At 68.2% G+C, this 15,429-nt stretch carries 11 protein-coding genes and 1 tRNA gene; 7 read left to right on the top strand and 5 right to left on the bottom strand.

Annotation, left to right across the window (positions count from 1 at the left end; all coding sequences use genetic code 11):
• Window positions 1-80: 80 nt before the first annotated feature.
• The gene (gltB, locus tag TSH20_RS08865) at window positions 81-4,628 is read right to left on the bottom strand and encodes a glutamate synthase large subunit (RefSeq protein WP_109074387.1); all 4,548 of its coding nucleotides are present in this window, start codon (window positions 4,626-4,628) and stop codon (window positions 81-83) included.
• A gap of 97 nt (window positions 4,629-4,725) precedes the next feature.
• Complete coding sequence (locus TSH20_RS08870; RefSeq protein WP_109074388.1) at window positions 4,726-6,174, bottom strand: NAD(P)-dependent oxidoreductase; 1,449 nt, start codon at window positions 6,172-6,174, stop codon at window positions 4,726-4,728.
• Window positions 6,175-6,559: 385 nt separating this feature from the next.
• On the opposite strand from TSH20_RS08870, the gene TSH20_RS08875 reads away from it, so the two are divergent.
• Complete coding sequence (locus tag TSH20_RS08875; RefSeq protein WP_109074389.1) at window positions 6,560-7,360, top strand: undecaprenyl-diphosphate phosphatase; 801 nt, start codon at window positions 6,560-6,562, stop codon at window positions 7,358-7,360.
• A 3-nt stretch (window positions 7,361-7,363) separates the two neighbouring features.
• On the opposite strand, the gene TSH20_RS08880 is transcribed toward TSH20_RS08875, so the two are convergent.
• From TSH20_RS08880 to TSH20_RS08890, 3 genes are all read right to left on the bottom strand, one after another.
• Entirely contained in the window at window positions 7,364-8,551 is a 1,188-nt protein-coding gene (locus tag TSH20_RS08880) for an MFS transporter (protein WP_109074390.1), read from the bottom strand.
• Window positions 8,552-8,653: 102 nt separating this feature from the next.
• A complete protein-coding gene (locus tag TSH20_RS08885; RefSeq protein WP_109074391.1) occupies window positions 8,654-9,481 on the bottom strand; it encodes a sulfite exporter TauE/SafE family protein in 828 nt (275 codons plus the stop codon).
• A 17-nt stretch (window positions 9,482-9,498) separates the two neighbouring features.
• Window positions 9,499-10,470 carry a complex I NDUFA9 subunit family protein gene (locus tag TSH20_RS08890; protein WP_109074392.1) on the bottom strand — a complete coding sequence of 324 codons (972 nt, stop codon included), beginning with the start codon at window positions 10,468-10,470 and terminating at the stop codon, window positions 9,499-9,501.
• Between the two features lie 288 nt (window positions 10,471-10,758).
• Between TSH20_RS08890 and TSH20_RS08895 the strand changes: the two genes are divergently transcribed.
• The 6 genes from TSH20_RS08895 (at window position 10,759) to lptB (ending at window position 15,413) form a co-directional block, all read left to right on the top strand.
• Window positions 10,759-10,845: transfer RNA gene (locus TSH20_RS08895), tRNA-Leu, on the top strand.
• A gap of 120 nt (window positions 10,846-10,965) precedes the next feature.
• Entirely contained in the window at window positions 10,966-11,592 is a 627-nt protein-coding gene (locus TSH20_RS08900) for a ribonuclease H-like domain-containing protein (RefSeq protein ID WP_085087104.1), read from the top strand.
• A gap of 306 nt (window positions 11,593-11,898) precedes the next feature.
• On the top strand, window positions 11,899-12,939 hold the full coding sequence (locus tag TSH20_RS08905; protein ID WP_109074393.1) for a KpsF/GutQ family sugar-phosphate isomerase: 1,041 nt from the start codon (window positions 11,899-11,901) through the stop codon (window positions 12,937-12,939).
• A 52-nt stretch (window positions 12,940-12,991) separates the two neighbouring features.
• Complete coding sequence (lptC, locus tag TSH20_RS08910) at window positions 12,992-13,741, top strand: LPS export ABC transporter periplasmic protein LptC (protein ID WP_247871209.1); 750 nt, start codon at window positions 12,992-12,994, stop codon at window positions 13,739-13,741.
• Window positions 13,738-14,625, top strand: a complete 888-nt coding sequence (locus TSH20_RS08915; RefSeq protein WP_109074394.1) for an LptA/OstA family protein — start codon at window positions 13,738-13,740, stop codon at window positions 14,623-14,625. Before lptC ends, TSH20_RS08915 begins: the two co-directional genes overlap by 4 nt.
• Complete coding sequence (gene lptB / locus TSH20_RS08920; RefSeq protein ID WP_109074395.1) at window positions 14,622-15,413, top strand: LPS export ABC transporter ATP-binding protein; 792 nt, start codon at window positions 14,622-14,624, stop codon at window positions 15,411-15,413. Before TSH20_RS08915 ends, lptB begins: the two co-directional genes overlap by 4 nt.
• The last annotated feature ends 16 nt before the right edge of the window (window positions 15,414-15,429 follow it).

Raw genomic sequence — 15,429 nt, forward strand, 5'->3', positions numbered from 1 at the left:
GATCCTCGCCTCGCCCCTCACCCTCCCCACGCCTTGCGGCGCGGGTCCCCTCCCTCTCCCGGGGCGGGAGAGGGCGTTTATCACTCCGCCGGGATGGCGCGCGGCAGGGTCACCGGCACGGCCAGACGGTGCAGCATTTCCTTAGGAACCACCTGCCAGAAGTGGCCGAGTTCGCGCTGCCAGTCGTTGAGGATCTCGGCGGCGAAACGGCTCTGCGTCTCGGCGACGTGCTCCTCGATCAGGGCGCGGAGCTGGGCCTCGTAATGGGACACCTCGATCCGCTGGAAGATGACGCTTTCCTCGTTGATGTGCAGCGGCAGCGAGTCCTCCGGATCGTACAGGTAGGCCATGCCCCCAGTCATGCCGGCGGCGAAGTTGTCGCCGACCTTGCCCAGGATGACCGCCGTGCCGCCGGTCATGTACTCGCAGCCGTTGGAGCCGCAGCCCTCCACCACCACGGTGGCGCCGGAGTTGCGCACCGCGAACCGCTCACCGGCCTGACCGGCGGCGAACAGCTTGCCGGCGGTGGCGCCGTACAGCACCGTGTTGCCGATGATGGTGTTCTTGTTCGACTCCAGCGGGCTGCTGGTGGCCGGGCGGACCACGATGGTGCCGCCCGACAGGCCCTTGCCGACATAGTCGTTGGCGTCGCCCATCACCTCCAGCTTGATGCCCTGGACCGCGAAGGCGCCCAGCGACTGGCCGGCGGTGCCGCGCAGGCGGACGGTGATGTGGCCGGGCTGCAGCCCGAACATCCCGAACTTCCGCGTCACCATCGAGGACAACCGCGTGCCGATGGCGCGCTGCGTGTTGCGGGCGTTGTAGGCGAGCTGCATCTTCTCGCCTTCCTCGAACAGCGGGCGGGCATCGGCGACGATGCGGGCGTCCAGCGTGTCCGGCACCTCGTTGCGGCCCTGCAGGGTGCAGTAGCGCGCGTTCTCGCCGGGATCGACCTGGGCCAGAAGCGGGTTGAGGTCGAGGTCGTCGAGATGGGCGCCGCCGCGGCTGACCTGATGCAGCAGGTCGGTGCGGCCGATCACCTCGGTCAGCGAGCGGAAGCCCAGGCGGGCCAGGATCTCGCGGACCTCTTCGGCCAGGAAGGTGAAGAGGTTGACGACCTTCTCCGGCGTGCCGACGAACTTCTCGCGCAGCTTCTCGTCCTGGACGCAGACGCCGACCGGGCAGGTGTTGGAATGGCACTGCCGGACCATGATGCAGCCCATGGCGATCAGGCTGGCGGTGCCGATGCCAAACTCTTCCGCGCCCAGCATGGCGGCGATGACGATGTCGCGGCCGGTCTTCAGGCCGCCGTCGGTGCGCAGCCGCACGCGGTGGCGCAGCTTGTTCAGCGTCAGGACCTGATGGACCTCCGACAGGCCCATCTCCCAGGGCAGGCCGGCGAACTTGATCGAGGTCTGCGGGGACGCGCCGGTGCCGCCGGAGTTGCCGGAGATCAGGATGATGTCGGCATTGGCCTTGGCGACACCGGCGGCGATGGTGCCGATGCCCGACCGGCTGACCAGCTTCACCGTGACCTTGGCGTCCGGGTTGATCTGCTTCAGGTCGTAGATGAGCTGCGCCAGATCCTCAATCGAATAGATGTCGTGGTGCGGCGGCGGGCTGATGAGCATGACGCCCGGCGTCGAGTGACGCAGCCGCGCGATCATCTCCGTCACCTTGAAGCCGGGCAGCTGGCCGCCTTCGCCGGGCTTGGCGCCCTGGGCGACCTTGATCTCCAGCTCGCGGCACTGGTTCAGGTACTCGGCGGTGACGCCGAAGCGGCCCGACGCCACCTGCTTGATGGCGGAGTTCCAGTTGTCGCCGTTCTTGTCGGGACGGAAGCGCGCCGGATCCTCACCGCCCTCGCCCGAGTCGGACTTGGCGCCGATGCGGTTCATGGCGACATTCAGCGTGCCGTGCGCCTCGGGCGACAGGGCGCCCATCGACATGCCCGGCGTGATGAAGCGCTTGCGGATCGCGGTGATGCTCTCCACCTCGTCCACCGGAACGGCGGCCTTGGTGGTGCGGAACTCCAGCAGGTCGCGCAGCTGCATCGGCGGCCGCTTGTTCACCTGCTCCGAATACTTCTTGAAGGTGGTGTAGCTGTCGTTGGTGACGGCCTGCTGCAGGGTGTGGATGATCCCACCCTCCCAGCCATGGCGGTCGCCCGACTTGCGGAAGCGGTAGAAGCCGCCGACCGGCAGGGGCAGCGCCTCGCCGGCATAGGCCAGCGCATGCTGCTCCAGGACCTTCTTCTGGATGCCGTTCAGGCCGATGCCGGAGATGCGGCTGACCATCGCCGGGAAATGCTCGGCGACCAGGGCGCGGCTGAGGCCGATGGCCTCGAAGTTGCCGCCGCCGCGGTAGCTGCTGATGACCGAGATGCCCATCTTGGACATGATCTTCAGCAGGCCGTCGTCGATGGCCTTCTTGTAGTTCGTCATCGCCTTTTCCAGCGACAGCGAACCGAGCAGGCCGCGGCGCTGGCGCTCGGCCACCGCTTCCTGGGCGAGATAGGCGTTGACGGTGGTGGCGCCGACGCCGATCAGCACCGCGAAGTAATGAGTGTCCAGGCATTCCGCCGTGCGCAGGTTCAGCGAGGTGAAGGTGCGCAGGTTCGAGCGGATCAGGTGGGTGTGGACCGCACCGGTCGCCAGGATGGCCGGGATGGCGGCGCGGGCCGGGCCCATCGCCTCGTCGGTCAGGATGACGTGGTTGGCACCGCCGCGCACGGCATCCTCCGCCTCCTGACGGATGCGGCGCAGCGCGTCGCGCAGGGCGTCGGGGCCGCCGTCCACCGGGAAGGTGGCGTCGATCACCGCCGCCGTCTCGCCCATATACTCCCGCATCGCGTGGAATTCGGCGGTGGTCAGCACCGGGCTGTCGAGTTGCAGCAACCGGGTCTGGCTTTCATCCTCGTCCAGGATGTTGCCGAGGTTGCCCAGGCGCGTCTTCAGGCTCATCACCCGGCGCTCGCGAAGCGAGTCGATGGGCGGGTTGGTGACCTGGGAGAAGTTCTGGCGGAAGAAGTGGTGCAGGCCGCGGTACTTGTCGGACAGCACGGCGATCGGGCTGTCGTCGCCCATCGAGCCGATGGCTTCCTTGCCGTCCTCCGCCATCGGGTGGAGGATCAGCTCCATGTCTTCCATGGCGAGGCCGAAGGCCATCTGGCGACGGCGCAGCTCCTCCTTCTCCATCTCCGACGGCTCGCCCTTCAGCGCGGCGGACTTCACCAGCTCGTCCAGGTGCGTGGTGTTCTTGACCCACTGGCCCCAGGGCTTCTGGGAGGCCAGATGGTCCTTCAGCTCACGGTCGTGGAACAGCTTGCCGGCCTGGAGGTCTACGGCGATCATCTCGCCCGGGCCGAGGCGGCCCTTCTCGATCACCTGGTTCTCCTCGATCTTGACCATGCCGGTCTCGGAGCCGGCGATGATCAGGCCGTCGGTGGTGATGGTGTAGCGCATCGGACGCAGGCCGTTGCGGTCCATGCCGCCGACGACCCAGCGGCCGTCGGTCATCGCCAGCGCCGCCGGGCCGTCCCACGGCTCCATGACGGAGTTGCAGTAGGCGATCAGGGCCTTGTGGTTGTCCGGCGTGGTCTGCGAGCTGGTCAGCGCCTGCGGCACCAGCATCATCTTGACCATCGGCGCAGTGCGGCCGGCGCGGACCATCACCTCGAACACCGTGTCCAGCGCGCCGGAGTCGGACAGGCCGACGCCGATCACCGGCTTCAGGTCGCCCATGTTGGCGCCGAACACCGGATGCTCCATCCGGGTCTCGTGCGCCTTCATCCAGTTGACGTTGCCCTTCAGCGTGTTGATCTCGCCATTGTGGGCGAGCATGCGGAAGGGCTGGGCCAGCGGCCAGGTCGGGAAGGTGTTGGTCGAATAGCGCTGGTGGTAGATGGCGAAGGACGACTCGAACCGGTCGTCGGTCAGGTCCGGATAGAAGGTCGAGAGCTGTTCGGCGAGGAACATGCCCTTGTAGATGATCGAGCGCGCCGACAGCGAGCAGATGTAGAAGTCGTTGATGCGCTCGTTCTGCACCGCCTTCTCGATCCGGCGGCGGATGATGTAGAGGTCGAGTTCGAACTGCTCGTCCGACACACCCTTCGAATTGCCGATGATGATCTGTTCGATCTCGGGCCGGGTGGCGTTGGCCTTCTCGCCGATGATGTCGACGTTGATCGGCACCTGACGCCAGCCATAGATGTAGTAGCCGAAGGCCAGGATCTCGGTCTCGACGATGCAGCGGCAGGCTTCCTGCGCGTCCAGGCTGATGCGCGGCAGGAAGACCTGACCGACCGCCAGATTGTTCTCCGGCGGGGTGTGGCCGATGACCTTGACGTGGTCCTTGAAGAACTTCTGCGGCACCTGGACATGGATGCCGGCGCCGTCGCCGGTCTTGCCGTCGGCGTCCACCGCGCCGCGGTGCCAGACCGCCTTCAGGGCCTCGATGCCTTTCTCGACCACCGAACGGCGGGGCTTGCCGTCGATCGCGGCGATGAAGCCGACGCCGCAGGCGTCGTGCTCGTCGGCCGGATTGTAGGCGTGGGCAGTGGTCAGCGCCGCGGCGTTGGCGCGGAAATCGGCGACGAACTGCTCACCCTGGTTCAACTCGGTGGTCATGGAACGACCCTTTCACAGTCTGGACGTTGACCTGGGGGGCCGAAGGGAAGGCCCCCTGGGGTAGACGGTGGTACTGATGTCAGAAGGAAGGAGTGGCTTACTCAGCCGCGACGGCCAGCTTGGGCGCGCCGACGGTCTGGGCGTAGGCGTGCATGGCGTCGGAGGCGTCGCGGCCGTCGCGGATGGCCCACACCACCAGGGACGCGCCGCGGACGATGTCGCCGGCGGCGAAGACGCCGTCCAGGCTGGTCATCTTGGTGCGGTGGTCGACCAGCAGCGTGCCCCAGCGGGTGACGGTCAGGTCCGGCGAGCCGAACATGCCCGGCAGATCCTCCGGCTCGAAGCCGAGAGCCTTGATGACGAGGTCGGCCGGCTCGGTGAACTCGGAGCCCTCGATCACCTGCGGGGTCTGGCGGCCGGTGGCGTCGGCGACACCCAGATGGATGCGGACGGCGCGGACGCCGGTCACCACGTCGTTGCCGGTGAAGGCTTCCGGCGCGGCCTGCCAGACGAACTCGACGCCCTCTTCCTCGGCATGCGCCACTTCGCGCTGCGAGCCCGGCATGTTCTTGCGGTCGCGGCGGTACAGGCACTTGACGGAGGTCGCACCCTGGCGGATCGCCGTGCGCACGCAGTCCATCGCGGTGTCGCCGCCGCCGAGCACCACCACCTTCTTGCCGGCGGCGTTCAGCGAGCCGTCCTCATACGCCGCGACCGAGTCGCCCAGCCCGACCTTGTTGGAGGCGGTCAGGTAATCCAGCGCCGGAACGATGTTCTTCAGCCCCGAGCCGGGGGCCTTGATGTCGCGGGCCTTGTAGACGCCGGTGGCGATCAGGATGGTGACGTGGCGCTCGCGCAGCTCGGCCAGCGAGGCGTCGCGGCCGACCTCGAAATTCGGATGGAAGATCACGCCGGCATCGGCCAGACGCTGGACGCGGCGGGCGACGACGTCCTTCTCCAGCTTGAAGCCGGGGATGCCGTAGACCAGCAGGCCGCCCATGCGGTCGTAGCGGTCGTAGACATGCACCTCGTAGCCCTTGGCGCGCATCTCCTCGGCGGCGGCGAGACCGGCCGGGCCGGCGCCGATCACGCCGACCGACAGGCCCAGCTCGCGGGCCGGCTTGCGCGGCTTGACCCAGCCGTTCTCCCAGGCGGTGTCATTGATGTACTTCTCGACCGAGCCGATGGTGACGGCGCCGTGGGTCGACTGCTCGATGACGCAGTTGCCCTCGCACAGACGGTCCTGCGGGCAGATGCGGCCGCAGATTTCGGGGAAGTTGTTGGTGGCCTGGGAGACCTCGTAAGCCTCCTCCAGACGGCCCTCGGCGGTCAGCTTCAGCCAGTCGGGGATGTTGTTGGAGACCGGGCAATGCACCTGGCAGAAGGGAACGCCGCACTGCGAGCAGCGGTTGGCCTGCTCGACGGCGCGCTCGTCGCTGAAGCGGGCGTAGATTTCCGCGAAGTCGTGGCGGCGGTCGGCGGCAGACCGCTTGTCGGGCATCTTCTGCGCGGTGTGCACGAAGCCCAACATTTTCTGGTTCGCCATGACGTCTGCTCCTTCGCTTCGCGGCCCCGCTGTCTGCCACGGGACATCGCCTTGCTGGGCCTGACCGGGGGCTGCGGCGTTGGCCTACACCGACCGGCTGGGTTGAAATCGAACGTCCGCAAAGTGGCGGACGCTCGTCATATAACGCATGAGACGGGCCTGCGAAAGCACAAAAGCGCCGATAGGTCCGGTTTGTTGACCTTTTCCTTCGCAAGGCTGGAATGCGTAGGCGTGGCGGTAGGGTGTCACAAAAACGAGACAGAAAATTAGTCTCGAAACAGGACTATCGCTCGCATAGGAGTACCGAACCCTCGCCATCGCCAAGCGCGGCCATGCCCTGCTATAAGCGCCGCAACATCCAACCTGCCGAAGGCTGCGTGCCGCGATGATGATCGATCAATATCTGGACGCCACACTCATGGGGCTGGTTGAGGGGCTGACCGAGTTCCTGCCCGTCTCCTCGACCGGCCACCTCATCATGCTGGACGAGTTGCTGGGCTTCCAGGGACCGCCCGGCAAGGTGTTCGAGGTGGTGATCCAGCTTGGCGCCATTCTGGCGATCTGCGTGGTTTATTTCCACAGGCTGTGGCGTGTTGCCACAGGGCTGAAGGACGATCCGGGCGCGCGGCGCTTCGTCATGGCGGTGCTGATCGCCTTCCTGCCGGCGATGGTGCTGGGCGCCGGGCTGCACGGCATCATCAAGTCGGTGCTGTTCAACCCGACCGTGGTCAGCATCGCGCTGATCCTGGGCGGCATCGCCATCCTGATGGCGGAGCGGCTGATCCCGGTCGCCCGCTATCACCAGATCGAGAATTTCTCCGCCCCGCTGGCGCTGAAGATCGGCTTCTGCCAGTGCCTGGCGCTGGTTCCGGGCGTGTCGCGCTCGGGCGCCAGCATCCTGGGCGCGCTGCTGATGGGCGTCGACCGCAAGGCGGCGGCCGAGTTCTCCTTCTTCCTGGCGGTGCCGACCATGGCCGGCGCCACCGTCTACGACCTGTACAAGAACTGGTCGGTGATGAGCATGGACAGCGGCCTGCTGATCCTGGTCGGCTTCGTCACCGCCTTCATCGCCGCGGCCCTGGTGGTGAAGACGCTGGTCGATTTCGTCGGCCGCTACGGCTTCACCCCCTTTGGCTGGTACCGCATCGCCATCGGCACCGGCATGCTGGCGTTCCTGTATCTCTAAGCGTCAAACCGCCTGCCGCGGCACCGCACGGGCCGCGGTGGCGGCCATCCCCAGCGCCAGCAGCGCGATCAGCGCGAAGGCGGTGGCGAGGCTGGTCGCTTCGGCGATGAAGCCGACCAGCGGCGGACCGGTCAGCACGCCGGCATAGCCCATGGTGGACACCGCGGCGACCGCATGATCGGGATGCCCGGTCTCCACCGCGCCCGCCGTGCTGAACAGCACCGGCACCATGTTCGACAGGCCGATCCCGGTCAGCCCGAAACCGGCGATCGCCAGCAGCGGCGTCCCGTCCGCGACCATTCCTCCCGCCAATACGAGTCCCAGCCCGGACGCGGCCAGCAGCCCGCCGGCGCGCATCAGGGTCGCCCCGCCGAAGCGGTGGCGCAGCCGGTCGCCGCTGAACCGTCCCACCGCCATGGCGGCGCAGAACACGCCGAACCCCATGCCGGCGATCGAGGCCGGCGCGCCAAGGTCGTCGCGCAGGTGGATGGCGCTCCAATCGAGGATGGCGCCCTCGCTCATGAAGGACAGGGCGGCCAGCAGCCCCAGCAGCAGGGTCTTGCGATCGGGCAGCACCAGTGCGCCGCCGCCGGCATTGCGGTCGGGCAGGAAGCGCCCCTGCAGCAGCAGGAAGGGCACGAGCAGCCCGGCCGACACCAGCGCGGCCTGCGCCGCCGCCGGCATCAGCGGCAGCAGCAGGCCGCCGAGGCCGGCACCGGCCAGCCCGCCCAGGCTCCACATCCCGTGCAGCGACGACATGATCGGCCGGCCGAGCCGCCGCTCCACCAGCGCGCCCTGCGCGTTCATGGCGACGTCCATGGTGCCGCCCGACGCGCCGAACAGCGCCAGCACGATGCACAGCGTCACCACGTCCGGCACCAGCGCCGGCAGCGGCAGCAGACCGGCGAACAGCAGGGCGGTCACCCGCGTCACCGGCGCGCTGCCGATCCGCCCGAGCAGCGGGCCGCTGGCGATCATCGCCGTCAGGGCGCCGACGGCAAGGCAGAGCAGAGCCACGCCCAGCACCGCCGGGCTGAGGTCCAGCCGGTTCTTCAGCAGCGGGATCTGAGTCGCCCAGACGCCGAAGACGGTGCCGTTCAGGAAAAAGGCGGCGACGGTCGCCCAGCGCGCGGCGGACGCCTGTTCCACCATCCGCCCCGATACGCCCTGGATATCCTCTGCACCCGTCATTGCCGTTCCCGCCACAGTTGAACCGCCGACATGACGGCGCCATGCCGGAAATTCAAGCGGCGATGGGGCAGGCGTGCCATGCCGGAGACCGGCGGGAACTCTTCAATGCCGCCACATCCGGACGGCTGACAGCAGCAGGATCGCCGCCAGCACCGGCAGCAGCAGCCACTCCGGCACCACGCCCAGCAGCAGCCCGCCAAGGAAGGCGCCGGCCAACGACCCCGCCGCCATCAGCAGGACGAAGCCGCGCTGCCGGACCAGCAAGGCCAGGCTGCGGTCGCGGGCGTAGCGGGAGAAGCCGACGATCATGGTCGGCAGGCTGATCGCCAGCGACAGGCTGCCCGCCAGCTTGACGTCCACCCCGAACAGCAGGACCAGCGTCGGGATCAGCAGCTCGCCGCCGGCCACGCCCAGCAGCGAGGCGACGACCCCGATGGCGAAGCCGGCCACCGTCCCGGCAATGGTCAGCGCCGGCCCCTCCAGCAGCGGACCCGCCCCTCCAGACAGGCCGTGCCCGAACAGCAGGACGGCGGCGATCAGCGCCAGCAGTGCGGCCATCACCCGCTGCAGCCGGGCGGCGTCCATCCGCATCGCCCAGCCGGCGCCGATCCAGGCGCCCAGCAGGCTGCCGGCCAGCAGGTTGGCGACCACAGTCCCATTGGCCAGGACGAGGCCGAGCGGCACCGTCCCGGCGCGCAACGGCAGGGCGGCGGCGACGACGACGAGGCTCATCGCCTTGTTCAGGATGACGGCGTCGAGCGCGGCAAAGCGGAAGGCGCCGATCAGCAGCGGCAGGCGGAACTCCGCTCCGCCCAGCCCGATCAGGCCGCCCAGCGTGCCGATGACCGCCCCGCAGGCGAAGGCGGCCAGCGCGCGCAGCCTTGAGAACGCAAAAGCCCCGGCGCGGGGGCCGGGGCTTTCGGGTGTCATGGACCTTACCCGCCCGATCAGTGGGCGTTGTTGGTCAGGCCGCTGTACTTGCCGCCGACGATGAAGCGCGACAGGTAGGTCGGCAGGATCACCTCGCAGGTCGCCAATTCGGTGATGCCGAGATCCTTGAAGCCCAGCGCGGTCGGGGAGACGACGTTGTCCCGCTTCAGCAGCGCGACCTGATCGCGGGTCAGCGCCGGGGCCAGCAGCGGAACCTTCTCCAGGATGCCGCCCAGCGATTCGGCGAAGTTCCAGGGGATGGTCACCAGCGGACGGTGGCGCTGGATGTCCTTCTGGGTCAGTTCCAGCAGTTCGCGGAAGGTGTAGACGCGCGGGCCGCCCAGCTCATAGGTCTTGCCGCGGCTGCCGTCGCTCTCCAGCGCGGCGACGACGGCGTCGGCCAGATCGCCGACATAGACCGGCTGGAACAGCGTCTTGCCGCCGCCGATCAGCGGCAGGGCGGGAGCCTTCTGCGCCATCGCGGCGAACTTGTTGAAGAAGTTGTCCTCCGGCCCGAAGACGATGCTGGGGCGCAGGATCGTCGCCGCCGGGAAGGCCGACAGCACCGCCTGCTCGCCGGCCGCCTTGGAGCGGGCATAGACCGACGGCGAAGAGGCGTCGGCGCCGATGGCGGAGACATGGATCAGCCGGTTGACGCCGGCCTTGGCGGCCAGACGGGCGATGCGCGAGGCGGCGTCGACATGCACGCCCTGGAAGCTCTGGCTTCCGCGCTCGTACAGCACGCCCAGCAGGTTGATGGCGACATCCGCCCCCTGCAGGGCGCGGGCGACCGACACGTCGTCGGTGCAGTCGGTGGCGAACGGCACGATCTGGCCGACGGCGCCGGCCGTCTTCAGGAAGGTGGCCTTGCCCGGGTTGCGGGTGGCGATGCGGATGAGGGCGCCCGACTTGGCGAGGCGCCGGATCAGGTGGCGGCCGATGAAGCCCGAACCGCCGAACACCGTGATAACCTGAGTGCGATAGGACATCGACCGTCTCCCGTGTCGTTGCGCGCCAAATCCAGGGGGGAACCGGGGTTTCCGCGCGGCGGCCTTTCCATGGCCCGCCTCGCGCCCCCCCCGCGCGTCGTCCGACTGTGTGTCGCCTGGATGACTGCTGGAACTGCGGGCATGCTTATAGCGAATGGACCGCCGCCAAGCTAGGGACTGCATCGCCGCGCCCCCTTGCCGTGCGACAAAAAAATGAAGGGGTCGAAAAAAAGCTGTTGACGCCCTCCGGCCGGATCATTAAACAACCGCCCACACACCGAGCACCGAGCCCAGGTGGCGGAATTGGTAGACGCGCAGGTTTCAGGTACCTGTGGCAGAAATGTCGTGGAAGTTCGAGTCTTCTCCTGGGCACCATTTCTTTCTACCCGGCTGCGCCGCATGCACAGCTCCTTCGATTGAGAAGGGGATAGTGCAGAGCGGCGTTCGTCGTTTCTAGGGTCCATGGCCGGGGGCCTGACCACCCGGGAATCGACCATGCCCATCGACCTTCATGACGGCGACCTCCCAGACGGCCTCGACCTCGCCGCCGGCGCCCGCGACAACTGCGTGGCCATCGACACCGAGACCATGGGTCTGAACCCCCACCGCGACCGCCTCTGCCTGGTGCAGCTGTCGGCCGGCGACGGCGCCGTCCATCTGGTCCAGTTCCGCCCCGGCCAGTACGAGGCGCCGAACCTGAAGCGCCTGCTGACCAACCCCGGCGTGACCAAGCTGTTCCACTTCGCCCGGTTCGACGTGGCGGTGATGAAGGCCTATCTCGGGGTCAGCTGCCAGCCGGTCTATTGCACCAAGGTGGCCTCCAAGCTGGTCCGCACCTTCACCGACCGTCATGGCCTGAAGGATCTGTGCAAGGATCTGCTGGGCGTCGAGATCTCCAAGCAGCAGCAGTCCTCCGACTGGGGCGCGCCCGAGCTGACCACCGACCAGATGAAGTATGCGGCATCCGACGTGCTGCACCTGCATGACCTGAAGGCGAAGCTGGACGTCATGCTGGCGCGCGAGGGCCGCACCCATCTGGCCCAGGCCTGCTTCGACTTCCTCCCCGCCCGCGGCGAGCTGGACCTCGGCGGCTGGGAAACCCCGGACATTCTGGCGCACTGATCACGCGATCCATGCCCTCTCCCGTCCCGGGAGAGGGAGGGGACCCACGAAGTGGGGAGGGTGAGGGTTGATCCAAGCATCCCGAACCGCATGGCTTCGTGCCTAACCCCTCACCCTTCCCACCGCTTCGCGGCGGGCCCCTTCCCTCTCCCGGGACGGGAGAGGGAGCCACCTGCGACACCTCACCCCCTGACCGGCCGTGGATTTGACCCGGCGTCCGCCGGGGGGCATACTGCACGCCGCGCCTGCCGGGAGTACTCCGGGCAGGCGCCGTGTTTGTGAACGGCCCGCGGACGGGCCTTTTGAATGGAAGGCATGACAGCCTTGACCAGCGTTATCACCTCCAGCCTGACTGGCAGCCTGACCGACAGCTCCACCGCTTCGACGGAAGTGGAGAACCGCGATCTCGCCTGCGCCACCCGCGTCCTGCGGACCGAGGCCGATGCGCTGGTCGCGCTGGCCGGCAGCCTCGACGGGGAGTTCCTGCGGGCGCTCGACATCCTCCAGGGCATCCAAGGCCGCGTCGTCGTTACCGGCATGGGCAAGTCGGGACATGTCGCCCGCAAGATCGCCGCGACCATGGCCTCCACCGGCACGCCGGCCCTCTTCGTCCATCCGGGCGAGGCGAGCCACGGCGACCTCGGCATGATCGCCAGGATCGACGCGGTGGTGGCGCTCTCCAACTCCGGCGAGACGCACGAGCTGGCGGACATCATCGCCTACACCCGCCGCTTCGGCATCCCGCTGATCGGGATGACGCGGCGCGCCGCCTCCTCGCTGGCCGAACAGTCGGACGTGGCGCTGGTGGTCCCGCCGGAGCCGGAAGCCTGCCCGCTGGGTCTGGCGCCCACCACCTCCACCACGATGATGCTGGCGCTGGGCGACGCGCTGGCGGTGGCCCTGCTGGAGCGGCGCGGCTTCTCCGCCGCCGATTTCCGCGAGTTCCACCCCGGCGGCCAGCTCGGCCGCGCATTGCTGAAGGTCACCGACATCATGCACAAGGGCGATGATTTGCCCCTGTGCCGCCTTGACTCGCCGCTGTCCGACGTCATCTTCGAGATGACGGCCAAGCGGCTGGGCTGCGTCGGGGTGACCGACGAAGCCGGGGCGCTGGTCGGGATCATCACCGACGGCGACCTGCGCCGTCATCTGACGCCGGAGCTTCTGGCGGAACGCGCGGACAGCATCATGTCGCCGCGGCCCAAGACCATCCGCCCGAAGGCGTTGATCGTCGAAGCGCTGCGCGAGATGAACGACAAGAAGATCACCACCCTGTTCGTGATCGAGGCAGACCGGCCGCTCGGCATCGTGCACATCCACGATGTCCTGCGCGCCGGTGCCGCCTGACGCCGTTCCCACCCATCATGGAAGCCAAGCGCCGAGCCGGAGGGACGAAGAGTTGAGCCTGGACGACCTGCGCAGCCCCGACCGTACAGCAACCGGCCGCACCGCACCCGCCCCGACCGCCGGCGGGCAGGGTGGGGCCAAGCCCGCCCCGGTTCACGCCCTGGCGGAGCCGCCGGCGGTTCTGCGGGCGCACCGTCGGCGCGACACCCGTCCGGTCAGCCGGGTCTACAGCCGCTTCGTCTCGGCCATGAAGTTCGTGCTGCCGGCGGCGGCGCTGGCGATGGTGGCTCTGCTGGCCGCCTGGCCGTCGCTGAACAGCCCGCCGACGCCGCGCGTCTCCGCCGACGCCGGGCAGAGCGAGATGCTGAAGCCGCGCTATTTCAGCCTGGACGAACACAACCAGCCCTTCTCGCTGGTGGCAGCCAAGGCCGACAAGTCGGCTGACCAGCCCGACATCGTCCTGCTGGACGAACCGCAGGCGGAGATGACCGAGAGCACCGGCACCTGGGTGACGATGCGCTCCGACAAGGGCTGGTACAACCAGAGCACCGGCATCCTGCTGATGCGCGGCAACGTCCATGTCCTGCGCGACGACGGCAACGAGTTCACCACCAGCGAGGCCGAGGCCGATATCCGCAAGGGCAACGCCTGGGGCGAGCAGGCGGTGACCGGCCAGGGTCCGCAGGGCGAGATCAACGCCAAGGGCTTCCGCATGACGGACCGCGGCAAGAACGTCGTCTTCCTCAACCAGTCGAAGGCCGAGGTCCAGGCCGCCGAGCGCCCCGGGAGCAAGAAGCCGTGACGTCCAAACGGTCGCCATTCCGTCCCCCCCAACTCCGTATTGCCCTGACCCTGTCGGCCATCCTGGCCGGCGGGTTTTTCTCTTTCGTACCTCTGGTTCCGGGGCATGCCTTCGCCCAGGGGCTGCCCGGCATGGGCGGCAAGCAGCCGGTGGAGATCAACGCCGATCAGGCGATCGAATGGCACCAGGACGTCCGCGCCTATGTGGCGCGCGGCAACGCGTCGGCCAAGCGCAACGACTCGACCGTCTTCGCCGACGTGCTGACCGCCTATTACCGCGAGGTTCCCGGCAAGGGGAACGAGGTGTTCCAACTGGTGGCCGACGGCAATGTCCGCATCGTCAGCCCGACCCAGCAGGTGTTCGGCGACCATGCCGTCTATGACGTCGACAAGCAGGTGGCCGTCGTCACCGGCAAGGACCTGAAGCTGGTCACCACCAAGGACGTGGTCACCGCCCGCGACAGCCTGGAGTATTACGAGGCGCAGGACCTGACCGTGGCGCGCGGCGACGCGGTGGCGGTGCGCGGCAACGACCGGCTGCGCGCCGACGTGCTGATCGGCCGGCTGAAGAAGATGCCGGACGGCACCACCCAGATGGAGCGGATCGACGGATCCGGCAACATCGTCGTCACCACGCCCACCGACGTGGCGCTGGCCGACAAGCTGGTCTATTCCGTCGCCGACAACGTCGCGGTGCTGATGGGCAACGTCAGGATCACCCGCGGCGACAACCAGCTGAACGGCGAAGCCGCCGAGATGAACATGAACACCAAGATCAACCGCGTCATCGCCGGCCGCGATGCCGGCGGCCGGGTCAGCGGCCTGCTGATTCCCGGCGAAAAAAATGAGGGCGGCAAGAGCGCCGCCGCGGGCAAGAAGCCGTGACCGTGCTGACCGCGAACGGACCCGGCGCCGCGCCCGCCGGCAGCAGCCCCACGTCATCCGCCCCGACCGAGGGACTGGTGGCGCAGCATCTCGGCAAGTCGTTCAAGAAGCGGCCGGTGGTGCGCGACGTCTCCATCAGCGTCCAGCGCGGCGAGGCGGTCGGGCTGCTCGGCCCCAACGGCGCCGGCAAGACCACCTGCTTCTACATGATCACCGGCCTGATCGCCGCCGACTCCGGCACGATCACGCTGGACGGCCAGGACATCACGGCATTGCCGATGTACCGCCGCGCCCGGCTCGGCATCGGCTATCTGCCGCAGGAGGCCTCGATCTTCCGCGGCATGACGGTGGAGAACAACATCCGCTCCGTGCTGGAGGTGGTGGAGAGCGACCGCGACGCGCGCGAGGCGATGCTGGACGAGCTGCTGGCCGAATTCTCGGTGACGCATCTCCGCCGTTCGCCCGCCCTGGCGCTGTCGGGCGGCGAGCGGCGGCGCGTGGAGATCGCCCGCGCGCTGGCCGGACAGCCGCACTTCATCCTGCTGGACGAACCGCTGGCCGGCATCGATCCCATCGCCGTGAACGACATCCGCGAGCTGGTCGGCCATCTGCGCGACCGCGGCATCGGCGTGCTGATCACCGACCACAACGTGCGTGAAACGCTCGACCTCGTCGATCGGGCATACATTTTGCACGATGGTGTGGTACTAATGGAGGGACGGCCGGACGAGATCGTGGCGCACGAGGGCGTGCGCCGGGTCTATCTCGGCGACCGGTTCAGTCTGTAGCCCTCCGTTCCCACTG

Origin of the sequence: Azospirillum sp. TSH20 (assembly GCF_003115935.1) — a bacterium.
Classification (GTDB): Bacteria; Pseudomonadota; Alphaproteobacteria; order Azospirillales; family Azospirillaceae; genus Azospirillum.